The organism is Microbacterium sp. BWR-S6Y (assembly GCF_041379845.1).
GTDB lineage: Bacteria > Actinomycetota > Actinomycetes > Actinomycetales > Microbacteriaceae > Microbacterium > Microbacterium hydrothermale.
Genome location: NZ_JBFECV010000002.1, coordinates 65618 through 92209 on the forward strand (window position 1 = coordinate 65618; position 26592 = coordinate 92209).

Below are 26592 nucleotides of genomic sequence, written 5' to 3' on the forward strand. Positions count from 1 at the left end.
CCGCCTTTCCGGCGTTCGGGGCGATCACGGGGCGGACTCCTCGACGGCGACGAGATCGACGTGGCGGCGCGTGCGCCCGATCAGGATCAGGGTGGAGATCGCCTCGGTCACCGCCAGTCCCGCCGCCACGCCGACGGGGCCCAGGAGCAGCCCCGCACCGATCATGAGGGGGATGCCGACGACCGTGGCCGTGAGGGTGGCCCGCATCACGGCGTGCTGCTCGCCGGCGGGGAAGAGCACGTGCCGCGTCATCGAGGTGCGCAGCGAGAAGAGGGCGAAGGCGAGGCCGAGGGCGAGGCAGACCGCGAAGGGCGCCGCCGCCGGCTCGCCGAACATCAGCGCGCTGACGGGGGGACCGGCGAAGCCGAGCACGAGCATGCCGAGCACGCCGAAGCCCCCGTGCATCAGCAGGGCCAGGCGCAGCCGCGACCTGCGGGCGGAGCCCGTGACCTCGGCCGACCACGACTGCAGGGCGTTGGCCAGGGTGAGCGGGAGGAACTGCCCGAGCTTGGCCATTTTGTCGGCGGAGGCGAAGCCCGAGGCCGCCGTTCCCGCGGACAGCACGTTCACGAGAGGCGTGGGCACGGCGGAGTAGGCGCCGAGCGCGGCGTCGTTCAGCGCCACGGGCGCGCCGACCCGGAAGAGCCCCGGGATCTCGCGGACGGGCGGCCACGGCGAGGGGTAGCGGCGGAGCAGGCGGAGCGAGAACAGCGTCGTCCCCACCACCGTCACCGCGATTCCGGCGAGCGGGTAGACCTCGACGGGCGCGCCGTTGACGATCGCGAGCATCGACCCCACGGCGACCACGAGCCGCGGGATCGCGTCGTAGAAGAGGATCGAGCGGGGATCACCCACGCCCACCGAGAACCACGTGAACGACAGGGCGATCATGGCGCCCTGCAGCCCCATCAGGGCGGCGAGCAGCCCGTATCCGGGGGTGGCCACGAGAAGGCACACCACCACGAGCGCGGGGAGGGCGATCAGGGAGGTCGCCACGCGCACGACGAGGGCGTCGCGGTACAACCGCCCGCGGCGGACGTCGTCGGCTGCGATCGACACGAGAGCGGGGCCGACGGTCGTCCACCCGTAGGCGACGGCGATCGCCGCGAACGTCCCGATCGACTCACCGGCGATCGCACTCGACCAGCCGTCGGGGGCCGCGCGCGACACCGCCGGCAGCACGACGAGGGGAGAGACCGCCGCGACCGCCGGGATCAGCGTGAAGCCGAACAGGCGCGAGCGCAGCGAGGCCGGTTCAGCCACGACGGTTCCCCCGCGCCGCCGTGCGGCGGAACACGACCGACAGCGCCACGGCCGCCGCCGACCAGCTGAACCGCGCGGCCCACGCCCGGCCCCCCGCGCGCAGGGTCTCGCGGGTCGTCTCGTCCAGCGCCAGGACGTCCGTGATCGCGGAGGCGAACGCCTGCGGCGAGGTGGCGTCGGCGTAGCGCGCCCACTCGCCGCCGACCTCGCGTAGCACGGCGGTGTCGTGGGCCACGACGGGAACCCCCGCGCCGAGGGCGTCGACGACCGGAAGACCGAATCCCTCGGTGAGAGAGGGGCACGCGTAGACGTCGGCCACCTGGTACAGCGCGCGGAGCTGCTCGTCGCTGACCCATCCGGGCAGGATCACGTCGGCGCCGAGCCCGAGCTTCTCGACCGCCGGGCGCAGCGGGTCGTCGGCTCCACCGCCCGTGATCACGGTCAGGGGGCGCTCCTCGACCGGCACGCGAGCGACCGCGGCGAGCAGGCCGTCGAAGTTCTTGTGCGGCATCCGGTTGCCCGTCGACAGCAGCAGGGCCCGGCCCGGACGGATGCCGAGGGGCGCGAGCAGGCGCCACGGGTCGTCGACGCCCGAGATCTCGGAGCCGCCGTTGTGCACGACCGTGATGCGGTCCCTCTCCACACCGAGGTGGTGCGCGATCGCGCTCGCCGCGGTGTCCGAGACGGTGACGACCGCCTGCGCGGTCTGCGCGGTGCGCGTCATGAGCCATGCCGTCACGGCCCGTGTGAGGCGTTCGAGGCCGGCGCCGGGGACCTCGTGGTAGATGACGTCGTGCACCGATACCACGCGGGGGACGGCACCGGCGGTCAGGGGGCCGAAGTTCGCGGGGCTCCACACCAGGTCGGCATCCACCGCCTTCGCCGCCTGCTCCACGGCGACGATCTCGCCCGCGGCCCACGAGGCGCGCCCGTCGCCCACCCACTCCACCACGCGCACCTCGCCGGGGGCGAAGCGACGGACCGCCGCCGCCCCGGACGACCCCGTGAGGGCGACGAAGTCGGCATCCGGCATCTCCGCGGCGAGCCGCGGGAGGAGCTCGCGCACGTAGGTCTCGGTCCCACCGCGACCGCCGGTGTAGCCGAGCAGATCGACGAGGATCCGCACGGCGGTCAGCTCTCGATGACGGCTTCGGGGCGCTGCTCGCGCCGGGGCGTGGTCAGCACGCCCGAGAAGAAGCTCATCATCACGGTCTGGAAGCCGAGGATGATCAGCAGAGCGCTCGGCACCGCGATGCGCACGGCCTGCGCGGCGTTCTGCTGCCCGAAGTCGAGGCTGCCCCACAGCACGACCTGCACGATGCCGATCACCACGCCGAGGACGAACAGTGCGACGCCGATGAGCAGGCCCCGCTCGGCCGACCACTTGGCCACGATCCGGCGATAGCGCTCACTCGTGGGCAGGAAGCCCTCCTGGGTGGCGTAGAGCTTGGTCAACCAGAAGAACAGCAGCGATTGGAAGCCGATCACGCACAGGGCGCTCGCGTAGACCATCGTGGTGACGTCGAAACCGACCCCGCCGATGTTGACCCCGCCGAAGGCGAGCACACCGACCGCGATCGCGCCGAGGAAGAACGCCACCAGGCCCGGGTAAACGAACAGCCAGCGCGGGGCGAACAGCAGCAGGAAGCGCAGGTGGCGCCAGCCGTCGTGCCAGCTGCGCAGGTGCGGCGGGCGCGAGCGTCCGTCTTTCTTGAGCGTCGTCGGAACCTCTTCGATGCGGTAGCGCGCGAGGGAGGCACGAACGACCATCTCGGAGGCGAACTCCATGCCCGTGGTCTGCAGGTCGAGCTGACGGATGCGGGCGCGGTTGAAGCCGCGCAGGCCGCAGTGGAAGTCGCGGATGCCGGGGCGGAAGAACAGCTCGCCGATGAACGACAGCACCGGGTTGCCGAGGTACTTGTGCAGCGGGGGCATGGCCCCCGGGGCGATCCCGCCGCGGAAGCGGTTGCCCATCACGAGGTCCGCGCCGGCACGCAGGCGGTCCACGAACGGCTCGAGGTTCTCGAAGTCGTAGCTGTCGTCGGCGTCGGCCATGATGACGTACGTTCCGCGCGCCTGCTCGATGCCGTTGATGAGGGCGGCGCCGTAGCCGCGGCGGGGGGCGTGCGAGACGCGGGCGCCGAGTCGCTCGGCGATGGCCTGCGAGCCGTCCGTGCTGCCGTTGTCGGAGATGAGCACCTCTCCGCGGATGCCGCTGCGCTGCAGGAACCCCTGCGCCTTGCGGATGCACACCTCGAGCGTCTCCGCCTCGTTGAGACACGGCATGAGGATCGTCAGTTCGAGGTCCGTGGGTGCGGGAGTGGTCACGGGCTGTCTTCTTTCGTCTTCACCGCGGAGGGGGTCGGCAGCGGCAGCGGTAGTGCCGACAGGATCCCCTCGACGGTGCGGCGGATGGTGCGGGTGTCGACCGCGGCGTCGTACCAGGCGCGCGAGGAGCGGCGCAGGTCGTCGCCGCCGTCGACGGCGTCCCGGATGGCCCGGGAGAGGTCGGTGGGCGAGGCGGTGGGGGAGACGACGCCGTTCACTCCGGCGTCGATGAGCTCGGTCGAGGCGTTGCCCTCGTCGGCCACGAGCACGACGGGCACGCCGTGGGCGTTGGCCTCGACGACGACGAGGCCGTATCCCTCGCGACGGGAGGGGTTCACCAGGCAGGCGGCGCCGTGGAGCAGCTCGTTCAGCTCCGCGTCGGAGACGAAGCCGGGGAAGCGCGTCCAGGCCTCACCGCCCACGCGGCGGACCTCGGCGCGCACGGCCTCGGAGCTCGGGCCGGTGCCCAGCACCACGAGCTGCAGGCCGGGGATGCTCTCGCGCGCGGCCGCGACGGCGGCGGGCAGGACCTCGACGCGCTTGTCGGGGATGTGGCGCCCGACGTATAGCACGTAGGGCGGAGCGGCGGCGGGTCCGGGGGTCGGCACCTCGACCGCCCCGTCGATGAGCCCGGGGCTCACCTGGGGCGCGCGGCGCAGACCCTCGCGCCGCAGGCGGGTGGCGGTCAGCTGCGAGTGGCACGTCGCGAGCGGGGTGACGGCGATCGCGGCGCGCTGGAGGACCCACGCGATCGTGCCCGTGACCGCTCCCGAGTACTCGATCCACTGACGGCGGTGCCAGACCTCGAGGTAGTCGACGACGAGCTTCGTGCCCGAGCCGAGCAGTGCCAGCCGAGCGGCGAAGACGTTGAAGATCGGCAGGCCGCTCACGAGCACGGCCGCGTACCGCCGGCGGCGGCGCACGAGGGCGGAGAAGAGCGACGCGGCGTAGCGGAGCGCGGCCGGGATGCGTCGCACCCCGGCGTCGGTGTACAGCGACAGCCGACCCGTGATCGGCACGACGCGGAAGTCCTCCTCGCGCGGGGTGGGCCCGTCCCACTGCACGGCGGTGAGGAAGTCGACGTCGAACCCCTTGTCGCCGAACGCGACGGCCTGGGCGCGGTACTGCCGCTCGCCTCCGCCGGTGGAGTACGGGAAGAGGCAGTCGTAGGCGATGGCGATCCGATTCTCGCGGGACACGTCAGCACCCCTCGATCTTGAACAGGCGCGCCGACGGGCCCTGCGCGTCGACGAGCACGAGATGCTCGGACGGGGTGAGGTTGTACAGGCCCTGGCGATCCAGTCCGACCCCGGGGTTGTTCCAGACATTCTGGGCGCCGAAGTCGAGCACGTAGTCCACGCCGAGACGGTCGACGGCCTCGCACACGCGAGGGTCGGAATCGATCGCGCTCAACCGGTTGTCGAGGTACTGCTCATCGGTGCCGATCGTGCCGAACACGTGCTTGCGCAGCACCTCGCGGTCGCCGATGGCGTACGCGAGCGAGGCTCCGGTCCAGGGGCTGCCCGCGATCACCGCGTCGACGGGGGTGGTCTCGGGAAGGCGCTCGAGCAGGGCCTCCTCGTCGGCGGTGAGCAGGGGCGACGAGGCGCTGAGGTCGTAGGCCGCGCGCGCATCGGCGGCGGTGCGCAGGATGTTGGGGCTCACCGCGACCGAGAACACCGCCACGACCCCGAGCGCGGCCACGGCGATGCGCACCGGGCGTCCGGCGCGTGCACGGGCGAGGGCCCGGGCCGCGGCATCCGCGATCGTCACCGCGCCGAGGACGGCGACGGGGATGCCGGCGGCCGGCAGCAGCGCGGCCAGACGGTACGAGTCGTTGTACCAGGGGTTGGTGAGGAACTCGCGCAGCGCGTTGCCCGCAGCCGTTCCGGAAGCCACGACGAACAGGATCGTCGCCACGACCATGGGAGCCGCCACCACCAGCAGGCGGGGCTGACGGACGATGCGGAACACGCCGACGGCGATCAGGACCGAGATCGTGACCGTGATCGTGTAGCCGCCGGGGGAGAGCAGCAGGGCCTCTCCGACCGCGCGCGCCGTCGTCTGCCACGGCGCCCAGACCGACATCTCGGCGTTGGTGCGCATGACGCGCCACAGCACGCTCAGCACGACGGCGAGGGCGAGCAGGATCGCGGTGGTCGCCCACCAGCGTCGGCGGGACGGATGCCGCACGGCCCGGCCGATCAGCTCGACCACGGCGATACCGGCGCCCAGGGCGGCCATCGACAGGAAGGCGTTCGGATGGGCGAGGCCCACACCCGCGGCGGCGACGAGCAGGAGCACCGCGGCGCGCACCCGCGCGGCGAGCCCGGTCGCCCGCAGGAGGTGGACGACGACGGCGACGCCGCCCGGCAGCACGGCGTAGCCCATCGCGTTCGGGTACAGGACGCCGAAGTACATCAGCAGGAGGGGGAAGGCTCCGAAGCCGGTCGACAGGGCCGCGGCGCTGACGACGACGGCCGTGCGCTCCGACAGCAGGACGACGCTGAGAGCGACCACGGAGAGCGGCCAGGCGACCGCCGCGAGCGCGATGTTCGCGGCGTTGACGGCCACGGGCACGGCGGCCCCGGTCACCTGGGCGGCCAGGGCGGCGACGGTGTGCCAGCCGTTCGGGTAGAAGCCGATGTCGGAGGTGAGGCCGATGTGGAACGCCGAGGCGTTCCCGGTGTCGACGGCGAAGGCCACCGTGTTCAGGTGCACGATCGCGTCGAAGGTCTGCGAGATGTGCGCCGGACCGCCGAAGACCCAGGCCAGCTGAAGGGCGATGGCGACGCCCGCGACGACCAGCGAGAGGCCGCCCCACAGCGCCGTCCGGCCGGAGGTCGCCGGCTCCGATTCCGGACCGACCCAGCGGCGCAGCCCGTAGGCGGCCGCGGCGGCGACGACCGTGACGATCGCGACGGGCAGGAGCGACCACGACAGTCCCGCGACGGGCGCGGCGATGGCGGCGACCGAGAGGACGGCGATCGACACGACGGGGGCGAGGGCCAGCACCGGGAGTCGCCGCACGCCCCATCCCGCGGCGAGGACCGCGATTCCGGGGACGACGAGAGCGAGGACCGAGACGATCAGAGGCATCACGATCACCCACCAGGAATCGCTCATGCACTCCCATTTCTCGCTGGACGACAGTCAGCCATGCTAACGGACGGTCGCTGACCCGCCCCTGAGGGCCACGGCGGGGTGCCCCTTTAGACTGGGTGCGCGCGGGAGGGCTCCCGCGCGTCCGCGACACGAAAGACGCACCTCTTCATGGATCTCCTCATCGTCGGCTCCGGTTTCTTCGGTCTCACGATCGCCGAACGCGCGGCCGCCGCGGGCCGCAAGGTGACGGTCATCGATCGTCGTCATCACATCGGCGGCAACGCCTACTCGGCGAACGAGCCCGAGACCGGCATCGAGGTGCACCAGTACGGCGCGCACCTGTTCCACACGTCCAACCCGACCGTGTGGGAGTACGTCAACCGCTTCACCGATTTCACCTCGTACGTCCACCGGGTCTACACGACCCACAAGGGCGTGGTGTTCCCGCTGCCGATCAACCTCGGCACGATCAACCAGTTCTTCCAGGCCGCCTACACGCCCGATCAGGCGAAGGCCCTCGTTCAGGAGCTCGCCGGCGAGTTCGACGCGAAGGATGCCGCGAACCTCGAGGAGAAGGGCATCGCCCTGATCGGCCGGCCGCTGTACGAGGCGTTCATCCGCGACTACACCGCGAAGCAGTGGCAGACCGACCCCAAGGATCTCCCCGCCGAGGTCATCTCGCGGCTGCCCGTGCGCTACACCTACGACAACCGGTACTTCAACGACACGTGGGAGGGTCTGCCCGTCGACGGGTACACCGCGTGGCTGGAGCGCATGGCCGATCACCCGAACATCGAGGTGAAGCTGTCGACCGACTACTTCGACGAGTCGCAGCCGCTGAACAAGAAGGCGACCGTCGGGCAGGTGCCGGTGGTGTACACCGGCCCCGTCGACCGCTACTTCGACTATGCCGAGGGCGAGCTGTCGTGGCGCACGCTCGACTTCGAGCAGGAGGTGCTGCCGATCGGCGACTTCCAGGGCACCAGCGTGATGAACTACGCCGACGCCGACGTGCCGTACACGCGCATCCACGAGTTCAAGCACTTCCACCCCGAGCGCGCGGACCGCTACCCGACCGACAAGACGGTCGTCGTGCGCGAGTACTCGCGCTTCGCCACGCGCGCCGACGAGCCCTACTACCCCGTCAACACGGCCGACGACCGCACGGGCCTGCTGGCCTACCGCGAACTCGCCAAGGGCGAGCGCGACGTGCACTTCGGCGGCCGTCTCGGCACGTACCAGTACCTCGACATGCACATGGCGATCGGCTCGGCGCTGTCGATGTGGAACAACCAGCTCGCGTGACCTCTTCGTGCGTCTGACGCTGCACCCGCGGACCCGCCCGTCGACCGACGGACGGGTCGACGAGCGGCGCTGGGCGTATCGGTCCGATGTCGACGGGCTCCGCGCCGTCGCCATCCTCCTCGTCGTCACCTACCACGTGTGGTTCGGGCGCGTCTCGGGGGGCGTCGACGTCTTCCTGATGCTCTCCGCGTTCTTTCTCACGCGGGGCTTCGTGCGGCGCATGGCGGGGCCGAGTCCCATCCGCCCGCTGCCCCACCTGCTCGGCATCTTCCGACGGCTTCTCCCTGCAGCGGTCGTGACCCTGGTCGGCGTCCTCGCGGTGGTGTGGGCGGTCTACCCGCCGACGGTGTGGCGCTCGGTCTGGGAGCAGACGTGGGCGTCGCTGCTGTACGTGCAGAACGCGGCGCTCGCCGCGGATGCCGTGGACTACTACGCCCGTACCGAGATCCCGAGCCCCCTCCAGCACTTCTGGTCGGTGTCGGTCCAGGGCCAGGCCTTCGTGCTCTGGGTGGTGCTGCTCGGGCTCTGCCAGGTCGTGGTCCGTCGCCGCGGACTGTCGGCGGACCGGGTGGTCGGGGTCGTGTTCGGTGTCGTGTTCGCGGTGTCGTTCGTCTACTCGGTGGTGCGCACCGCCACGGCGCAGGAGCAGGCCTACTTCGACACCGGAGCCCGCCTCTGGGAGTTCGCCGCCGGATCGCTGCTGGTCGTCGCCCTGCCGCACCTGCGCCTCGGCTCCCGCGCGCGGGCGCTGGTCGGGTGGGCGGGCCTGGCCGGTCTGCTCGTGCTGGGTGCCGTCGTCGACGTGCGCGGCGGCTTCCCGGGATTCCTCGCGCTGTGGCCCGTCCTGTGCGCGGCCGCGATCGTGGTGTCGGGGTCGGGAGACGATCGAGGCCGCGGTCCGGCGCGCCTGCTCTCATCGCGGCCCCTCCAGGCGGTCGGTCGCGACGCCTACGCGCTGTACCTCGTCCACTGGCCGATCCTGGTGACCTTCCAGGTCGTCAACGACCGCGTCGAGGTGGGCCTGGTGGGCGGAGTGGCGATCATCGCGCTGTCGCTGCTGCTCGCCCGCGCCCTCACCTGGGCCGTCGATCGACCCGTGCGCGCGTGGCGCCGCTCCGACGCCTCGCCGCTCGTCCCCCTCGCCGTGATCGCCGTCGCCGTGAGCGTCGTGGCGCTTCCGCTCGGGGCCTGGCAGGCGGCGACGTGGGTGCAGGAGCGCGCGATCGAGGCGAAGGCGGTGCGCGACAACCCCGGCGCCGCGGTGCTGCGCGACCCCTCGCTCGCGGAGATCCCGGCCGACGCCGAGCTGCTGCCGCTGCCGACCCTGCTCGACGACGAATGGGTGCAGCTCGAGAACCCGTGCGCGGGTGGCTGGAGCGTCGACACCGAGCTCCTGCTCGGGACGTGCTTCGAGACGTCGCGGACGGCGCGCGCCGACCGCACGATCGTCGTGATCGGCGACTCGCATGCGCAGCAGATGACCGGAGCGCTGCTGCCCGTCGCGGATGAGAACGGGTGGGGCGTCGTGAGCCTCGTCAAGGGCGGGTGCTCGATGGGCCTCGCCGAGCCGGGCATGGACGAGCGGTGCGACGGATGGCGCGAAGAAGCCATCGCGCTCGTGGAGCGGATGTCGCCGGATGCGGTCATGACCGTGGTCACGCGCTCCGACGCGGGCGACGACGACGAGGCGCTGCGCCCCGGCATCGAGGGGTTCCTCGATCGGATGGGCGACGCCGGCATCCCCGTGCTGGCGGTGCGCGACAATCCGCGGTTCGCCTACGACATGTACGGCTGCGTCATCGCGGCGGAGGACCCCCTCGACTGCGCCGCCCCCCGCTCGGCCTCGCTGGCCGACGAGAACCCGGCGCGTGTTCTCGATCGCCCCGGAGTGGACCTGCTCGACCTCACGCCATGGATCTGCCCCGACGACCTCTGCGTCGGCGTGATCGGCAACGTCGCGGTCTACCGCGACGACAACCACCTGACCCGTCTGTACGCCCGCAGCCTCGGCTCCTCGCTGGCCGAGCAGCTTCCGTCCAGCCTCGGCTGACGCGCCCGCATAGGATTTCGAGGTGACTTCCGCCGCCGTCGGCGCCCCCGGATCGGTGCGGCGCTCGCTCCACTCCCTGTGGTTGCTGTCGGCGCGCGACCTGCGCGTGCGGTACTCGACGAGCGCTCTCGGCTACCTGTGGTCGGTTCTCGACCCGCTCGTGATGACCGGGATCTACTGGTTCGTCTTCACCCAGGTCTTCCACCGTTCGGTGGGGGAGGACCCCTACATCGTGTTCCTCATCACGGCGCTGCTGCCGTGGGTGTGGTTCAACTCGGCCGTGACCGACTTCACGAAGGCTTTCAAGAAAGACGCCCGGCTCGTGCGCTCGACGGCGATCCCGCGGTGGATCTGGGTCAACCGGATCGTGCTGAGCAAGGGCATCGAGTTCCTCTTCGCCCTGCCGGTGCTGGCGCTGTTCGCCGTCTTCGGCGGCGCGGAGGTGTCGTGGGCGCTGCTGGCGTTCCCCCTGGCGGTGCTGCTGCAGGCGGTGCTGCTGGTCGGACTCGGCCTCATCGTGGCGCCCCTGTGCGTGATGTTCGGCGACCTCGAGCGCACCACGCGGCTCGTGCTGCGGGCGCTGTTCTACGCCTCGCCGATCATCTACGGCGTGGGCAACCTCCCCGGGGTCTTCGCCGACATCGCGGCGTTCAACCCGCTCGCCGGCATCTTCACCCTCTATCGGGTGGGCTTCTTCCCCGATCAGTGGGACCCCCTCACCGTCGTGGTGGGTGCGGCCGTGAGTCTCGGCATCCTGATCATCGGTCTGCTCGTGTTCCCGCGGCTCGAGCGTCCCGTGCTGAAGGAGCTGTGATGTCGCGCCCCGCCATCGAGGTCGAAGGTCTCGGCGTGCGCTTCCGCCGCAACCGCCGCGGGAGCCGGAGCCTGAAGGACCTGTTCGCCGGCTCCGCGCGACGCTCGCGTCCCGACGAGTTCTGGGCGCTGCGCGACGTGTCGTTCCGCGTGGAGCCGGGGGAGTCCATCGGTGTGGTCGGGCGCAACGGCCAGGGCAAGTCGACGCTGCTCAAGCTCGTCGCCGGTGTGCTGCTCCCCGACGAGGGCACCGTCGCGGTCGAGGGCGGGGTCGCTCCGCTCATCGAGATCACGGGCGGTTTCGTCGGCGATCTGACGGTGCGCGAGAACGTGCGCCTCACGGCGGGACTGCACGGGATGCCGCGCGCCGAGGTCGCGCGCCGGTTCGACGAGATGATCGCCTTCGCCGAGATCGGCGATTTCGTCGACACGCCCTACAAGCACCTTTCCAACGGCATGAAGGTGCGCCTGGCGTTCTCGGTCGTGTCGCAGCTGGACGAGCCGATCCTTCTCGTCGACGAGGTGCTCGCGGTGGGCGACCGCGCGTTCCGCGAGAAGTGCTACCGCCGCATCGACGAGCTGCTCGCAAGCGGACGCACGCTGTTCTTCGTCAGCCACAACGAGAAGGACCTGCGCCGGTTCTGCACGCGCGGACTGTACCTGGACCGGGGGGCGTTGACGCTCGACGCTCCGATCGGCGAGGTGCTCGACCGCTACAACGCCGACCACGCCGCCGGCTGAGCCGCGGGGCGGGGGCGGTGTCGACCAGCGCTCGCCCGCACCACCGCGGGCGTCGCCGACCGCCACGGGCCGCCGTCGAGCCCGCGCGCCGCAGGTGCCGGGTGCACGCGCCCGGGCTCAGGCGTCCGGGCTCACGCGCCCGGGTTCAGGCGACGGGCCGAGCGGGCTCGAGCGGGGGCATCGGCCGCCACGAGGCGTCGCGGGAGATCGCCCGTCCGTCGCGCAGGCCCCGGAACAGGTGGCTCGTGCCGCGCAGCTTGCGCTCGACCACGAGGAGACGGATGAGCTCCTTGACGAAGGTGAGGGCCGTGCCGGCGGTGAACGGCAGCGCGCGGTAGACGCCCAGCTCGCGGTAGTACTTCGCCAGGTACGCGCGGTTGCGCATGATGAAGTAGCGGTAGGCGTCGCTCGAGGCGTTCATGTGGCGGATGCCCATGTCCCACTGCTTGATCTCGCGCGTGCGCCGCAGCACGAACTCGTCGACGATGACCGACGGCGTCTGGCGCGAGGCGAGCCAGCCGTAGAGCTGGTCGTCCCAGTAGATGAAGAAGCGGGGGTCGGGCAGGCCGATCTTCGCGACGATGTCGCGGTGGATGAACATGCCCTCGAAGCATCCCGAGTTCATCGGCTTGTAGCCCGAGGAGTCGAAACCGGCCGGGGCGAAGGGGATGGGGATCGCCATCGACTCGGCCACGCGGTACTGCCAGTAGAACTCGCTGCCGTCGTAGTCGTAGCGGCGCCCCTGGATGCTGCGGAAGCGCGGGGCCCAGTGCCCCATGCGCGCGAGACCGTCGGAGACGACCTCGACGTCGTCGTCCATCAGCCAGATCCACTCGGACCCGAGGTCGTACGCCACCCGCATGCCCTCGCTGAACCCGCCGGAGCCACCGGTGTTCGTCTCGAGACGGCGGTAGACGAGGGTCGTTGGCAGACGGTCGCGGAAGGACTCCACGACGGCGGTGGTGTCGTCGGTCGAGGCGTTGTCGACGATGACGAGGTGACCGGGCGCCGGGTCCATCTGCTCGATGCTCTCGAGCAGGCGGGTGAGCAGGTGCGTGCGGTTGTAGGTGACGACGACGATGGTCGCGGTCGTCGGATCGAAGGATGCCACGGTCAGGAACGCTCCTCGAAGGTGGCGCGCCACTGCGACTCGGACACGAGGTCGGGCAGGGCGCGGCGGTAGCGACGCGAGAGGGAGGGCCACTCGCGCTGCAGCCGGCGGTGCAGCCGCCAGCTGTCGACGAGCATGCGACGGAACATTGCCCGGTCGCGCGTGTAGATGTTCTTGCCCGACCCGTCGGCGGCGCTGACGAGGGCGCTGTCGTACAGGGGCACGCGCCACCAGTGCGCATCGCCCTTGCCGAACTCCACCTCGGGCTGCTCGACGTTCTCGGGCCGCGGGGTGTGGAACCAGTGCGAGAGCAGGGTGCGCGCGGTGAAGGTGCGCAGGGCGATGCCGGTCGGGCTGTCGAACTGGTGCTTCTTCATGCGCTTGAACACCTGCCGACCGCGGCGGGAGCGCAGCGGGACGCCGGAGTCCTTGTGGACGACCGTCTCGGGGTGCTTCTTGGCCACGGCGCGGGCCGCGGGCATCGCGGTGGCGAGGTTGGCGCGCATGTGCTCGGGGCCGGAGAGGATGTCGCGCAGCGCGCGGTGGCGCAGCTCCACGGGGTAGTACTGCATCATCATCAGGTGCTTGAGGTCGACGCGTCGGCTGTGGCGGATGAGCGTTCCGCCCTGGGGGGAGCGCGAGTGCAGCAGGGCCGCGACGATGCGGTTGCGGGCGTGGAAGTACGCCTGCCAGTCGATCGAGTCGTCTTTGCCGAGCCACGACACGTGCCACAGCGCGACACCCGGCATCGACACGGTGGGGTAGCCGGCATCCCGCGCCCGGACGCAGAACTCGGCGTCGTCCCACTTGATGAACGCGGGCAGCGACAGCCCGATCTCGCGCAGGATGCTGGTGGGGATGAGGCACATCCACCAGCCGTTGTAGTCGGCGTCGAGGCGCATGTGCAGCAGGGGGGACTGGCGCAGGTTCGCGACGCTGAAGTCGTGGGGGAGGCGCTCCTGGAACAGCGCGCGCCACATGAACGGGGCGTCGTCGACGACCTCGGCCCATGCGTGCAGCTTCGGCCGGTCGAGGAGGTCGAACATGTGCGCGCCCACGATGGTCGGCACCGACGCGTAGCGGCCGAAGACGACCGAGCGGCGGATCGACTCGGGCTCGATGCGCACGTCGTCGTCGAGGAGCTGAACGAAGTCGCTGCCGGAGCGTCCGAGCGTCTCGACCATCGCGCGGGCGAAACCGCCCGAGCCGCCGAGGTTGGGCTGGCGCACGACCTGCAGGGTCTCGCCGAGGCGCCCCGCGATCTCGGGGAAGCCGTCCTGGTCGGCGACGAGGTCGGTGCCCTGGTCGATGAGGAAGACCCGGTCGATCACGTCGAGCGCGTCGGGGGCGTCGGCCAGGGCGGTCAGCGTCTCGACGCAGTAGTCGGGCTTGTTGTAGGTGGTGATGCCGATGCTGGCCTTGCCGCCGCGCACGGGCTCCTGCTCGGTGGTCCACTCCGCGCCCTCGAACATCGCGTCCGCGCGGTCGGCGGCGACGTCGAACCAGATCCACCCGCCGTCGCTGTACTGGTCGAGCGCGAGGTCGAACGACGACGTCGCGTCTCCGCGCACCTCGCGCGTCTCGATGCGCTGCTTCGTGCCGCCGCCGTTGGAGCGGTAGACCAGGATCGTCGCGTCGCCCGAGGTGCGCACCGTCAGGCGCACCTGGCGCACGGGCGTCCAGTGCTGCCAGTACGAGGCGGGGAAGGCGTTGAAGTAGGTGCCGAACGACACGCGGCGCCCGGCGACGATGCGCGCGCGGGTGCGGTCGAGGATGTTGCTCAGCTGGGCGACGTTGGTGACCCGGACGGGCTCTTCGTCGATGGTCGACCACGTCTCGGGGTCGACGTACAGGGGGAGAAGGTCGGGATCGCGGTCGAGCGGGAGCACGGCGTTCTGCAGGGTGTACGTCACGAAGGGGTCTTTCGTCTCAGGCGCGGAGGCCTCGGCGGGGCCGCCCGCAGTCTACCCGCCGTCACCGGCACCGCCCTGAGCGCCCGGGACGGGCGGCGTCACTCGCCGGACGCGGGACCGTCGGTGGTCGGGGCCGGGCGGGCGGCATCCGTCGTCCGCAGGTCGAGGCGCTCGCGCCACGACCGCGACTGCCCCGCCCGCACGGCGCACAGGGCCAGCAGCAGCCACCCCGGTCCGGTGAGGGTGAAGCTCTCGAACAGCGAGACCGTCAGCAGGGCCACGAGCGTGAGCGGCGCCCACGCATGCACCACGGACCGGCGCTCTCCCGCCACGAGCCAGCCCCGCGCGAGAGCGAGGCCGCCGAGGGCGAGGAACAGCAGCAGTCCCACCCATCCCAGCTGCAGGAGCACGTCGAGGTAGGCGTTGAGAGCGGAGGCGTTCACCGTGCCGTCGGCGAGGTTCACCAGGGTGAAGGGGATCGCGTCGGGATCCCACGCGCCGAAGAAGCCGAAACCCTGCACCGGGCGGATGTCGGCGACGTCGAGCACGCGCGTCCACACCCGGGTGCGGGTCTCGAGGTCGTTCTCAGCGCCGAGGGCGGCGATCAGCGGAGCCCGGGCGGCGGAGGCGACCGCGATCGCGACCACCACGCCGACCCCGAGGGCGACCTGCACCGCCCGGCGGCGCGCGGGCGACACCCGGCGCACGCCCCAGAGCGCGAGCGAGGCGGCGGCCGTGACGAGGGCGACGACGATGACCGTGGGCGACCCGCTGAGCGCCGCGAGGATCCCGCCGAGCACCACCGACCCGATCGCCACCCCGGAGCCGACCGACTGCGTGCGGAACTCCACGAGGAAAGTGATCAGGGCGATCACGGTCACGAACCCCAGGGCGTTGCGCGTGCCGAAGAGCCCCTGCACCGGTCCGAGTTCGGCGATCGCCCCCTGGATCCCGAGGAAGGGGATGGGCAGGTCGAGAAGGATGCCGCTGAGCACCTCTAGGGCGAGGGAGATGCCCAGCAGCCACCGCAGGACGTCGCCGAGGGCCCGCACGGTCTGCAGGGCGTCGCGCACGTGACCGATCACGACGGCGAGCATGGCGAGGCCGGCGAGCTGCGCCCACCCGGCGAGGGCGGTGGCCGGCGCCGCGCTCCAGAAGGCGCTGATGCCCGCCCAGACCACCAGCAGCACGAGGGTGGTGGGAGCGAGGCGCACGAGTTCGATCTCGTCGCGCCGGGCCACGAGGATGGCGAGGCCGAGGGCGCACAGGCCCGCGACGATCGTCGCGAGGGTGACCGCCCCCGCGACGGCGGTGATCGCGAACCCGCCGAAGGCCGTGGCGAACACCGTCAGCGTGAACGCGCGGGCGAGGGCCGCCGAGGACAGCAGGGGGAGCAGGCGGGAGCCGAGCGCGTCGGGCTCCGCGCTCACGGCGTCGGTCTCTGCAGTTCGGACCGCTCGATCGAGATGCTCTGCTCGCTGGGGCCGACCCCCACGAGCGGGGTCTGCTTGATCTTCGCGCCGAACAGGACCACGAACATCCAGCCCCACAGCAGCAGGGGGCCCGATTCGGTGAGCCCCTGCACGACGAGGAGGGCGCCCACGAGCGTCGGCAGCAGGGTGAGCGGGGAGTGGGGGCGGTCGTCGCGAAGATCCCAGCGCGGGCGATCGACGGCGAAGAACCATGAGCGCCACACGTACGCCAGGTAGACCAGCGCGAGCAGGACGACGCCGACGCCGCCGAGCTGCAGGTAGGCGTCGAGCCACATGCTGTGCGCCTGCACGACGGTCTGGCCGTGGTCGACGATCCACCCGTCGATCAGCGGCTCCGAGGCGATCCACGGCGTCGAGAAGCCCCAGCCGATCACGGGATGCTCCGTGGCGCGCGCGATCACGTCGGCCCAGATGCCCTCGCGGCCGGTCAGATCCGCGCCGCGCCCCAGCAGGCCGAAGAGGGCGTCGCGGCCGAACCAGAGGGCGGCGCCCCCGCCCAGGCCGATCGCGGCGTACAGCAGGTACCAGCGCGTGCGCTCGCCGGGGCGTCGGGCCGTGCGCATCACGAGCACGGTGCCGAGCACGAGCGCCACGAACGCGGCCGAGATGAACGCGGTGGCCGAACCCGCCCGCACGAAGAGGAACGCGGCGACCGCGATCCACACCACGAGCAGGATGCGGCGGGGAGCCCCGGCGGCCAGGCGCACGGCGAACACGATGATCGCCACGAGCATGACAGCGGCCAGGAGGTTGGCGTTTCCGAAGACCCCCTGGATGCGGCCCCCGTCGAAGAGGTTGTCGCGCGACCAGTAGACGATGGGGTCCATGCGTTCGTCGGGGAGCACGAACCCGGGGAGGATCGGGCCGCGCACGAACACCGACACGACGATCTCGAACAGCAGGGACAGCCCGACGATCCATTTCGCGGCCGACGCCACGGCCCGCACGACGTCGCGCCAAGTGAGCACCGCGCCGACGAACAGCCCCTGGAACGTCGTGATCAGCAGCAGCAGGACCGTGAGCACGGATGCCGCCGGCCACGCGCTCCACGCGATCGACGCCGTCGCCCAGGCGAGGTAGCCGAACGCCAGCCACGGCAGGCGTCGCACCGCGAGCGGGGGGCGGGTGACGAGCCAGACGACCGCGGAGACCACGGCGGAGGCGACGACGACGACCGCCGTGACGACCGGGCCGACGGCGTTGACCAAGCCGACGCCGCCCAGGGCGAGCACGAGGACGAACACGCACCAGGCGCGCAGCAGCAGGTGCCCGGTCGTCTCGCGCGTGGGCGCGGTCGGCAGCGCCGACACCGGGTGGTTCGTGTGCATCGCCATGGTGGTCTCAGGCTACCGGGCGGCATCCGGAACCGCCCGGGCCGACCACTAGGCTGACGCCGTGCTGATCCCGATCTCGAACACGCCCCGCGACTACGCCTGGGGAAGCCCCACGCTCATCGCCGACCTGGAGGGGCGTCGACCCACCGGCGCGCCCGAGGCCGAGGTGTGGCTCGGCGATCACCCGGGCTCGCCCGCCGTGGTCCACGACGGGACAGAGCGCACGCTCGACGCGTGGCTCCCCGCCGAGGCCGCCGACCTGGGCGTGCCGACGAAGCTGCCGTACCTGCTGAAGCTGCTGGCCGCGGGCGCTCCGCTGTCGATCCAGGTGCACCCCTCGAAGCCGCAGGCGGTCGAGGGCTTCGCGCGCGAGGAGGCCGCGGGGGTGCCGCGCGACGCGGGCGAGCGCAATTACAAGGACGACAACCACAAGCCCGAGGTCATCGTCGCGCTCAGCGAGACCTTCACCGCGCTCGCGGGTCTGCGCGACATCGAGCGCACGCGCGCCCTGGTGGACCGCCTCGGCGACGCCCCCGCGGTGCAGACCCTGCGCGCCCACCTCTCGGCGCCCGACGCCGCCGACGCGCTGCGCGCGAGCATCGGCTGGCTCCTCGGCGAGGCCGACGCCGCGTCGATCACGCAGATCGTGGATGCCGCGGCATCCGCCGATCCGGGGGAGTTCGCGTCGGAGCTCGCCCTGACCCGCTCGCTGCACACGGCATATCCGGCCGACCCGGGGATCGTGGTGGCGCTGCTGATGAACCTCGTCGAGCTGCGCCGCGGCGAGGCCGTCTTCGTGCCCGCGGGCGTGCTGCACGCCTACGTGGCGGGCCTGGGGGTGGAGATCATGGCCGCGAGCGACAACGTCCTGCGCGGGGGGCTGACCCCCAAGCACATCGACGTGGACGAGCTGCTCTCGCTGGTCGACTTCCGCCCGGCCGAGCCTCCGTTCCTGCGGCCGACCGCGGTGGGAGAGGGCGCCGAGGTCTTCGCGCCGGGGATCGCCGACTTCGCGCTCGGCCACCTGGCCGCCGGGGCGGCGGGCTCGCTCGACCTGCGGGGCCTGGCGATCGTGCTCGGCGTCGCCGGTGAGGCGACCGTCACCGGTGCCTCGGGTGCGCGCGTGAGCGTCGCTCCCGGTCGGGCCGCGCTGGTGACGCCCGACGAGTCCCCGCTGACGAGCGACGGTCGCGGCGAGGTGTTCGTCGCGATGCCGGGGGCCTGACCGCGACACGCCGAGGGGCATCGTAAAGGTTCACGTCGCCCTTGAGGGTTTACGATCCGCGACTTGACCAATCCGAATCACACGGGTGTAATTATGTCTACGCGGAACCGCGTCATGGGGGCTTGAACGAGGCGGAGGACGATATGGCGACGTCGCAGTACCGGTCCGGTGTCCCGGACAACTGGTTCGTAGACCCGGTCGACCTCGGTGTTCCCGGCGTACGCCGCGACATCGACGCCGCCGAAGAGAACACCCTCGCGTGGCAGACCGATGCGCTGTGCTCGCAGACGGACCCCGAGGCGTTCTTCCCCGAGAAGGGCGGATCGACGCGCGACGCGAAGCGCATCTGCACCTCCTGCGACGTCAAGAGCGAGTGCCTCGAGTACGCCCTCCAGAACGACGAGCGCTTCGGGATCTGGGGCGGTCTCAGCGAGCGCGAGCGCCGCAAGCTCAAGCGCCGCGCCTGAGCCGCACTCGCCCTCTCCCCTCGGGTGACCCGCGGGCAAACGATCGGCATCCCGACGGCGCGGCGTCCGTGATCGCGGAGGAGCCGACTTAGGCTGATCCGGTCATGCCCGCCCGTGTACACGCCATCCTCGTCGTGCGTCCCGAAGGACGCACCCCCGCCGCGAACCATCTGCAGCGCACGCTCGCAGCCCTCGCGGCCCAGACCCGTCCGGTCGACGCGCTGACCATCGTGCTCTGCGGCGCCGACCCCGCCCTGACCCAGGTCGCCGCCGCCTCCGGAGCCGAGGGCGTCATCACCGCCCCCGCCGGAACGCCCTTCGCCGTCGCGACCGCGTTGGCCACGCCGCGCCTGACCGGCGACGCCGTGTGGCTGCTCGCGCAAGACACCGCGCCCGACCCCGACGCGCTCGTACGGCTGGCCGGCGCGCTCGAACTGTCGTCGACCCTCGTCATCGCGGCTCCGAAGCTGGTGTCGTGGGACGACCGCGACGAGATCGTCTCGCTCGGCGTGAGCATGAACCGCTACGGCGGCACGGTCGAACTCGCCGCGGGAGAGCTCGACCAGGGCCAGCACGACGCTGACGCCGACGTGCTGGGCGCCGACGTGCGCGGCATGCTGGTGCGGCGGGAGGCCTGGACCGCTCTCGGCGGCCTCGACCCCGCTCTCGGCGGCGCCGACGAGGGTCTCGACCTGGGCGTGCGCGCCCGACTCGCCGGTGCGCTCGTCTCACTCGTCCCCGCGGCGCGCGTCGCGGTGGCCGGCGACGGCGTCGCCGCGATGGCCCGCGGCCGCCGTCGCGCGCGACGCCGCGCCTTCGCGACCCGGACGGCTCAGCTGCACCGACGACTGGCGTACGCGCCCACCGCGAGCGTGCTGCTGCACTGGCTGTCGTTCCTGCCGCTGGCACTGTGGCGCACGGTCATGCACCTGGTGACGAAGATGCCGTACCGCGTCCTGCCCGAGTGGGGCGCGACGCTGCTGGTGATGTTCCGCCCGGCCGCGGTGGCCCGTGCCCGCCGTCGCATCCGTGCGGTGCGCACCGTGGGCTGGTCACGCATCGCCCCGCTGCGCATCTCGCGCACGCAGATGCGGTTGCGCCTGGACGCCGACGGGGCCGACCCCGACGCACCCGTGCGGAGCGAGCTGCGCTTCTTCGTCGGCGGTGGGGCGTGGGCCGTGCTCGGCGCCCTCGCCGTGTCGACGGCCCTGTTCGCCCCGCTGCTCGCGTGGCCCGTGCTGGGCGGGGGAGGGCTGCTGCCGCTGCGCGCCGACCTCTCGCAACTCTGGCAGGACGCCGCGTGGGGCTCCCGCCCCCTCGGCCTCGACCTGGTCGGTCCCGCCGACCCGTTCTCGGCCCTGGTCGCGCTGATCGGCACCCTCTCGCCGGGCGACCCCTCGCGCGCGTTCGTCGTGCTGTGGGTGCTCGCCCTTCCCCTGGCCGTTCTGGGCGGCTGGTTCGCCGCCACCCGGGTGACCGAGTCGTCGCTGCTGCGCATCGTCGCCGCCGTCGCCTGGGCACTGGCGCCGACCTTCCTCGCCGCGATCGTGGAGGGGCGCCCCGCCGCCGTGCTGCTGCACCTGCTGCTGCCGTGGCTGTTCTTCGCCGCCAGCGTCGCGCACCGCTCCTGGGCGCCGGCCGGAGCGGCATCCCTCCTTCTGGTCGCGGTTCTCGCCTGCGCGCCATCGCTCGCGCCCGTCGTGATCGTGCTGTGGTCGGCGGCCCTCATCGTCGTCGCCCTCGTCGCGGGTCGCGGCGTCGCCCGCGTGGTGTGGCTCCTCGTGCCGTCGGCCGTGATCTTCGCGCCGCTGGTGTGGACCCAGGTGCGCCGCGGCACCCCGTGGGCACTGCTGGCCGACCCGGGCCTGCCGTACCAGGGCGCCGAGGCCACGGCCGATCCGTTCGGTCGGGCCCTCCTGGCCGCGGGCTTCCCCACCTCGGACCCCGGCGGGTGGGCCCGCGTGTTCGACGGCCCCGTCTGGTGGGTGGGGCTGCTGGTCGCCCCTCTCGCCGTGCTCGCACTGCTCGCCGTTCTCACCCCCCGCTGGGTGACGGCATCCGCCCTGCTCGTCATCGCGGTCACGGGCCTCGCGACGGCTTTCGCCGCGGTGGGGATCGCGGTGTCGTTCCGCGACGCGATCCCCGTGACCGTGTGGGCGGGATCGGGTCTCAGCCTGGCGTGGATCGGCCTCGTCGGCTCCGCCGTGATCGCCCTCGACGCGGGGATCGTCGAGCGGGTGCGCGTCCTGCGCCCGATCGCGGCCCTGGTCGCGGTCGCCGCCCTGCTCGTCGCCGTCGCCCCCGCCCTCACCGCGCAGACGGCCGCCGCCGACAGCGGGCGCTCGGTGCTGACCAACGGCCCCGTCTCGACCCTGCCGGCCTTCGTCGCCGCGGAGGGGCGCGGCTCCACCGACGTGGGCACCATCGTGCTCGACCCGCGCGCCGACGGCATGCGCGTCGACGTCGTCTGGGGAGACAGCGCCACCCTCTCGGGGCAGAGCACCGTGCAGGCCACGCGCACCGCCGCGTCGCCCGCCGACGACGAGCTCGCGGCCCTCGCCGCCGACCTCGTCACCCCGTCTGCCGACGACGTGGTCGCGCGTCTCGCGCAACGGGGGATCGGGTTCGTGCTGATGGCCTCCGCTCCCGCGGGCGAGGACGACGTCATCCGCGGCGCCCGCCTGGGGGCCGCGACCTCGCTCGATCAGCGCGATCTGCTCGACCCGGTGGGGGCGACCTCCCGCGGCGACCTGTGGCGCGTCAACACCGACATCGCCGCCCGCACCCCGATGGACGACCACCAGTTGCGGCTGCAGCGCCTGGTGATGCTCGCCTCGCTGGGGGTCGTGCTCGTCGCGCTCCTGCTCGCGGTGCCGACCGCCGCCTCGCGCCGGGTCGCCCGACGCACCCCCCGCACCGTCGGACCGATCTCGGGAGGTTCGCGATGAGCGATCGTCGACTCGTCCGCTTCGCCGCCACGAGCGCCCGCGTCGTCGCGGGTGCGGCCGTGGCCACGGCGGCCGTCGTGGGCACGGTCGCCGGTATCGCCGCGCCCTGGCCCGCGTACACCGCCGAGCCGGTGCGGGTGCAGGCCACGCCGGCGCCGTCCGACACCGTGCTCGCGTGCGACGGTCCGCTGCTCGCGCTCGGCCGCAGCGCCGACGCCGCCAACAGTCTCAGCGCTGCCGCGGCGCAGCAGGTCGTGAGCGGGCCCTCCGACGCCTCCGCGTCGACCGCGTCACTGACCGGCGCCACCGACGGAGACGACGGCGCCGCCGAAGCCCTGCGCGCCGCCCCGCGGGACGGGACGCAGACCCCCCTCGCCGCCGCCGGCTCGGCGACCGCGGTGTCGGACGACCTCACGGGCTTCGCCGCCTCAGCCTGCCGCGTTCCGCTCGCGGAGTCGTGGCTGGTGGGCGGCGCGTCGACGACGGGATCGAACGACCTCGTCGTGCTGGCCAACCCCGGCACGGTGCCCGCCACGGTGCAGCTGTCGGTCTACGGCGCGCAGGGCGTGTCGAACCCGCCCGGCGGCAGCAACCTCGTCGTGCCTCCGGGCGAGCGGCGCGTCGTGCCCCTGGCCGGGCTGCTGCTGGGCGAGGAGAGCCCGGTCGTGCGCGTCGTGGCATCCGGAGCTCCCGTGCACGCGTCGCTGCAGACGAGCCTCACGCGCGTGCTGCTGCCCGGGGGGAGCGATCAGGTCGCCCCGCTGGCGCAGGCCGACGAACGCCTCGTGATCCCCGGCGTGCAGGTGGTGACGACGGGCGAGGGGCAGGCCGGAACGGTGCTGCGCCTCCTCGCCCCCGGGGCGGACGCCACGGCGACCGTGACGATGGTGCCCCTGGATGCCGCGGCCGCGGCGCCCGAGCCGCGGTCGGTGCCCCTCACCGCGGGGCTGCCGACCTCGCTCGATCTGTCGGGTGTCGCCGCGGGGGCCTACACCCTCGACATCTCGGCGACCGCACCCGTCGTGGGCGGGGCGTGGTCGACCACCGGTTTCGGGGAGGGAGCGGACTTCGCGTGGTATGCCCCCGCTCCCGCGTTCTCGTCGCCCGGCGTGATCGCCGTCGCCCCCGGCGTCGGTGCGCAGGTCGTGATCGCCGGCGCCCCGAGCGACGCCACCGTGACCCTCACCCCGGTCGACGGCGGGGACGCCCTCTCGATCCCGGTCGCGGCGGGAGCCAGCGCGGCCGCGCCGGTCGCGGCGGGCGTGTACCGGCTCGAGGCGGACGTCCCGGTGCGCGCCGCGGTGTCGTACGCGGCCGCGGGGGCGCTCGCGTCGTACCCGCTGTGGCCGGCGGATGCCGCCGCCTCGGCGGTCACGGTTCTTCCGTAGCGGAACCGGCGGGGCGGGCGGGTACCGCCGGCCGGGCGCGAGCCGGCGTTCGAGCGGTGCCGCCGCGGTGTCGCGGGGCGGGTGCCGCCGTCGGACAGCGATGATGCGCGCGTCGGCGTCCGGCTCGACGGCGAACGCGGGCTCAGAGGAAACGGAAGCGCTCGGGCCCGAGGTCCCAGGGGTCGCGGTCGAGGAACTCGGCCGCCGCGCGGAAGACGGCGCCCTCGATCATCATGCGCCGGTGGAGGTCGTCGTCGTGATGCGGGTGGCCGAGGCGCTCGATGGGGACGCGATAGAGGATGATGCGCTTCTCCTCTCGCAGCACCGTCCAGCGCGGGATGCCGTCCGCCGCGCCCGGGGGCATGATGCCGATCTCGAACGAGACCTCGCGCAGTTCGGGCCAGGCGGAGCGCAGGAACTCCGCCGCCGCGCCCACGGCGACGTCGAACCGCTCGACCCGCGTGTCGATCGGCGGGAGCGGGGGGCGCACGACCGGGCTGCGATTCTCCCGACCGTGTCGGCCGTGGCGGGACGGCCGGACCACCGGACGCGCTTCGCGGGATCGACGACGCATCATCCGCCCATCCTACGTTCGCCGACCGGTGCCGTGCCGTCCGGCCCGCGTCCGGTGCGGTGCGGAGGGGCCGCGCGCGGCGGGTGCCGGGCGGACCGCGGCGGCCGGGGGCGCGGCATCCGGGGTGTCGTGGGCGGGACCCGGCGCGGCGTCGCCGCCGCGTCGGAGGTGCTGAGTAGGCTGACCGCGATGCGCGACAGACTCTGCTCGAAGGTGGGATGCGCCCGCGAGGCGATGAGCACCCTCACCTACGACTACGGCGACCAGATGGCGGCCCTCGGTCCCCTCGGTCCCGCGGGCGACCCGCACGCGCACGATCTCTGCGCGATCCACGCCGATCGACTGTCCGTCCCCAAGGGATGGGTCGTCGTGCGGCACGAGACGCTGCGCGCCTGAGCCCCGCGTCCAGCCGGCCCGCGTCGGCCCGGGGTGCGAGCGTGGCGCGAGAGCGACGCGGCGGGTTCGGGGGTGTTCCGCGCGGTGGGTCGTGATCTGCGCGCGCCGACGGCCGGATCGCGCTCGAGGGGCGCCCGGCGTGGAAATCCGGGTCAGCCGCGCTCCGTGAGGGCGGCGGCGCGCTCGTTCTCGAGCATCAGCGCGCGGTACTCGCGGTCGCGACGCACCGCCGACACCGCGCGCACGAGACTCTCGGCGTCGACGGGGGGCAGCGGCGAGACGAAGGGGCGCACCGCGTCGGCGAGCGAGGCCGCGACCCGCGCGCGGGCGTCGGGGGTGAGGGCGTCGACCCCGCGGACGAACTGCGACAGACGCGCGGCGAGTCGGTCGGGCAGGCGCGAGACGTCGGCGACCTGCGCCCAGGCCTCGAGGCCGAGGGGGATGCCGGGGGCTTCGGCGGGCAGGCGCGGAGTGCGCGTGCGCTCGCTCGCGGTCCCCGCGAGCAGGTCGCCCAGGCGCTGCGCCCGCGGGGTGAACATGCCGATCACCGCGGCGATCGCCCCGAAGGTGGACCAGATCTCCAGCACGCCGACGAGGGCGCGGATCAGGGCCTGGCGGAACCCGGCCGCGCCCCCGTCGGTGCGCACGATGCGGGCGCCGACGGCGAGGCGGCCGAGACTGCGCCCGCGCGACAGGGTCTCGACGGTGGTCGGGACGGCCACCATCACGACCACGAGCAGGGTGACGATGGCGATGCCCAGGGCCGACTCCGGAAGGGAGCCCTGTCCGGCGAGGAACGCGATCAGCAGACCGCCGCCGAGCAGCAGCAACGCGCCGATCACGAAGTCGATGAGGGCGCCCACCGCGCGCAGGAAGAAGCCGACCGGCTGCACGTCGAGGGCGACGGCCTCGCCGGTGAGCGTCTCGTCGGCGTCGGTGAAGACGAGAGCGACCGCGGGAGAAGATGTCGGAGGCGATGCCATGCGTACAGTTGACCACATGGACCTCGACGCCCTCACGGCCGCGCGTCGCCGCGAGTGGGAGCGGCTCGACGAACTCGGCCGCCGGCGGCGCCTGCGCGGCGAAGAGGTCGACGAGCTCGTCACGCGCTATCGGGCGGCATCCGCCGATCTGGCCGACATCAAGACCTCGGCCGGGCGCACCCCCCAGGGTGACTACGTCTCGATCCTCCTCGCGCGCACCCGTCTGCGCCTGACCGGCGTGCGCGAGAACGTGCTGAAGCAGCTGCCGCGCTTCTTCCTGCTGCAGCTGCCCGCCGCGCTGTACCGCGTGCGGTGGATGACGCTCGCCGTGACCGTCTTCTTCCTCCTCGTGTCGACCCTCGTGGCGCTGTGGATCTCGGGCGACCCGCAGGCCGTCGCGGCCCTCGGGGCGCAGAGCGACCTGCAGCGCTACGCCGACGACCAGTTCGTCTCCTACTACCGCGAGAACCCGAACGCGATCTTCGCCGGCACGGTCTGGACGAACAACGCCTGGATCGCCGCGCAGTGCGTGCTGTTCGGGGTGACGGGATTCTGGCCGCTCATGGTCATCATGCAGAACGCGGTCGGGGTCGGAACCTCGGCGGCGATCATGATCGCCTTCGACCGCGCCGACGTGTTCTTCCAGTTCATCCTCCCGCACGGCCTTTTGGAGCTCACCGCGATCTTCGTCGCGGGCGCCGCGGGACTGCAGATCTTCTGGGCCTGGGTCGCGCCCGGACGACGCACGCGGGCGGCCGCGCTGGCCGCGGCGGGTCGGTCGTTGGCGACCGTGGCGGTCGGTCTCGTCTTCGCGCTCGCGCTGTCGGGCCTCGTCGAGGGCTTCGTGACCCCGCGCGAGTGGCCGTGGCAGGTGAAGATCGCGATCGGCGCCGCCGCACTCGGGATCTTCCTCTTCTACATGCTGTGGGTCGGGCGCCGCGCCGCGCGCGCGGGGGAGACCGGAGACCTCACCGAGTACGAGGCGGGAACCCCGACGCTGACGGCGGGCTGACGGCATCCGGATGCCGCTCCGGGGGTGTCGCGCGGGAGTCCGGGGTTGCCGCGGGGATTTCGGGGCGGCGCGGGAGTCGGGTGCGGCCGCGGGGATTTCGGGGCGGCGAGGGAGTCGGGTGCGGCCGCGGGGTTCCGACGGCG

21 protein-coding genes are annotated in these 26592 nt (G+C 72.7%); 10 read left to right on the forward strand and 11 right to left on the reverse strand.

All coding sequences use genetic code 11. The features are described 5' to 3' along the window. Positions 1–24 precede the first annotated feature (24 nt). From AB1K56_RS04150 to AB1K56_RS04170, 5 genes are read right to left on the reverse strand one after another with little or no spacing between them, the layout of a single operon-like run. Complete coding sequence (locus AB1K56_RS04150) at positions 25–1263, reverse strand: hypothetical protein (RefSeq protein WP_371204698.1); 1239 nt, start codon at positions 1261–1263, stop codon at positions 25–27. Continuing rightward, the gene (locus tag AB1K56_RS04155; protein WP_371204699.1) at positions 1256–2389 is read right to left on the reverse strand and encodes a glycosyltransferase family 4 protein; all 1134 of its coding nucleotides are present in this window, start codon (positions 2387–2389) and stop codon (positions 1256–1258) included. The genes AB1K56_RS04150 and AB1K56_RS04155 overlap by 8 nt, the downstream gene beginning before the upstream one ends. 5 nt (positions 2390–2394) lie before the next feature. Beyond that, positions 2395–3591, reverse strand: a complete 1197-nt coding sequence (locus AB1K56_RS04160; RefSeq protein ID WP_371204700.1) for a glycosyltransferase family 2 protein — start codon at positions 3589–3591, stop codon at positions 2395–2397. Next, complete coding sequence (locus AB1K56_RS04165; protein WP_371204701.1) at positions 3588–4790, reverse strand: glycosyltransferase family 4 protein; 1203 nt, start codon at positions 4788–4790, stop codon at positions 3588–3590. Before AB1K56_RS04165 ends, AB1K56_RS04160 begins: the two co-directional genes overlap by 4 nt. Position 4791: 1 nt before the next feature. Beyond that, positions 4792–6717: a DUF6541 family protein gene (locus AB1K56_RS04170; RefSeq protein WP_371204702.1), complete on the reverse strand. Its 1926-nt coding sequence runs from the start codon at positions 6715–6717 to the stop codon at positions 4792–4794. A 147-nt stretch (positions 6718–6864) separates the two neighbouring features. Between AB1K56_RS04170 and glf the strand changes: the two genes are divergently transcribed. The 4 genes from glf to AB1K56_RS04190 are packed head-to-tail and all read left to right on the forward strand — an operon-like array spanning position 6865 to position 11605. Further along, positions 6865–8001: a UDP-galactopyranose mutase gene (gene glf / locus AB1K56_RS04175; RefSeq protein ID WP_136587013.1), complete on the forward strand. Its 1137-nt coding sequence runs from the start codon at positions 6865–6867 to the stop codon at positions 7999–8001. A gap of 7 nt (positions 8002–8008) precedes the next feature. Beyond that, entirely contained in the window at positions 8009–10051 is a 2043-nt protein-coding gene (locus tag AB1K56_RS04180; RefSeq protein WP_371204703.1) for an acyltransferase family protein, read from the forward strand. 22 nt (positions 10052–10073) lie between these two features. Further along, entirely contained in the window at positions 10074–10865 is a 792-nt protein-coding gene (locus AB1K56_RS04185; protein WP_371204704.1) for an ABC transporter permease, read from the forward strand. Beyond that, entirely contained in the window at positions 10865–11605 is a 741-nt protein-coding gene (locus tag AB1K56_RS04190) for an ABC transporter ATP-binding protein (RefSeq protein WP_264630243.1), read from the forward strand. Before AB1K56_RS04185 ends, AB1K56_RS04190 begins: the two co-directional genes overlap by 1 nt. Positions 11606–11750: 145 nt before the next feature. Here the strand turns inward: AB1K56_RS04190 and AB1K56_RS04195 are convergent, their stop codons facing one another. From AB1K56_RS04195 to AB1K56_RS04210, 4 genes are all read right to left on the reverse strand, one after another. After that, a complete protein-coding gene (locus AB1K56_RS04195) occupies positions 11751–12716 on the reverse strand; it encodes a glycosyltransferase family 2 protein (RefSeq protein WP_371204705.1) in 966 nt (321 codons plus the stop codon). A gap of 2 nt (positions 12717–12718) precedes the next feature. Then, positions 12719–14629 carry a glycosyltransferase gene (locus tag AB1K56_RS04200; RefSeq protein ID WP_371204706.1) on the reverse strand — a complete coding sequence of 637 codons (1911 nt, stop codon included), beginning with the start codon at positions 14627–14629 and terminating at the stop codon, positions 12719–12721. Between the two features lie 98 nt (positions 14630–14727). Continuing rightward, entirely contained in the window at positions 14728–16059 is a 1332-nt protein-coding gene (locus tag AB1K56_RS04205) for an O-antigen ligase family protein (protein WP_371204707.1), read from the reverse strand. Beyond that, positions 16056–17456 (reverse strand): O-antigen ligase family protein, encoded by a 1401-nt coding sequence (locus AB1K56_RS04210; RefSeq protein ID WP_371204708.1) that lies wholly within the window; start codon positions 17454–17456, stop codon positions 16056–16058. The genes AB1K56_RS04205 and AB1K56_RS04210 overlap by 4 nt, the downstream gene beginning before the upstream one ends. A 61-nt stretch (positions 17457–17517) precedes the next feature. Between AB1K56_RS04210 and manA the strand changes: the two genes are divergently transcribed. The 4 genes from manA to AB1K56_RS04230 all read left to right on the forward strand — a co-directional run bounded on the left by manA (position 17518) and on the right by AB1K56_RS04230 (position 23484). Continuing rightward, entirely contained in the window at positions 17518–18681 is a 1164-nt protein-coding gene (manA, locus tag AB1K56_RS04215) for a mannose-6-phosphate isomerase, class I (RefSeq protein WP_371204709.1), read from the forward strand. A 143-nt stretch (positions 18682–18824) separates the two neighbouring features. After that, positions 18825–19148, forward strand: a complete 324-nt coding sequence (locus AB1K56_RS04220; protein ID WP_136587005.1) for a WhiB family transcriptional regulator — start codon at positions 18825–18827, stop codon at positions 19146–19148. 104 nt (positions 19149–19252) lie between these two features. Continuing rightward, positions 19253–22096: a glycosyltransferase gene (locus AB1K56_RS04225; RefSeq protein ID WP_371204710.1), complete on the forward strand. Its 2844-nt coding sequence runs from the start codon at positions 19253–19255 to the stop codon at positions 22094–22096. Continuing rightward, positions 22093–23484 (forward strand): DUF5719 family protein, encoded by a 1392-nt coding sequence (locus AB1K56_RS04230; RefSeq protein WP_371204711.1) that lies wholly within the window; start codon positions 22093–22095, stop codon positions 23482–23484. Before AB1K56_RS04225 ends, AB1K56_RS04230 begins: the two co-directional genes overlap by 4 nt. A gap of 142 nt (positions 23485–23626) precedes the next feature. Here AB1K56_RS04230 and AB1K56_RS04235 read toward each other — a convergent pair whose 3' ends face one another. Beyond that, a complete protein-coding gene (locus AB1K56_RS04235) occupies positions 23627–23974 on the reverse strand; it encodes a hypothetical protein (RefSeq protein WP_371204712.1) in 348 nt (115 codons plus the stop codon). Positions 23975–24247: 273 nt separating this feature from the next. On the opposite strand from AB1K56_RS04235, the gene AB1K56_RS04240 reads away from it, so the two are divergent. Further along, positions 24248–24454: a DUF3499 family protein gene (locus AB1K56_RS04240; RefSeq protein ID WP_136587001.1), complete on the forward strand. Its 207-nt coding sequence runs from the start codon at positions 24248–24250 to the stop codon at positions 24452–24454. Positions 24455–24606: 152 nt separating this feature from the next. Here AB1K56_RS04240 and AB1K56_RS04245 read toward each other — a convergent pair whose 3' ends face one another. Then, positions 24607–25437 carry an RDD family protein gene (locus AB1K56_RS04245; RefSeq protein WP_371204713.1) on the reverse strand — a complete coding sequence of 277 codons (831 nt, stop codon included), beginning with the start codon at positions 25435–25437 and terminating at the stop codon, positions 24607–24609. Positions 25438–25453: 16 nt separating this feature from the next. On the opposite strand from AB1K56_RS04245, the gene AB1K56_RS04250 reads away from it, so the two are divergent. Continuing rightward, positions 25454–26449 (forward strand): stage II sporulation protein M, encoded by a 996-nt coding sequence (locus AB1K56_RS04250; protein ID WP_371204715.1) that lies wholly within the window; start codon positions 25454–25456, stop codon positions 26447–26449. The last annotated feature ends 143 nt before the right edge of the window (positions 26450–26592 follow it).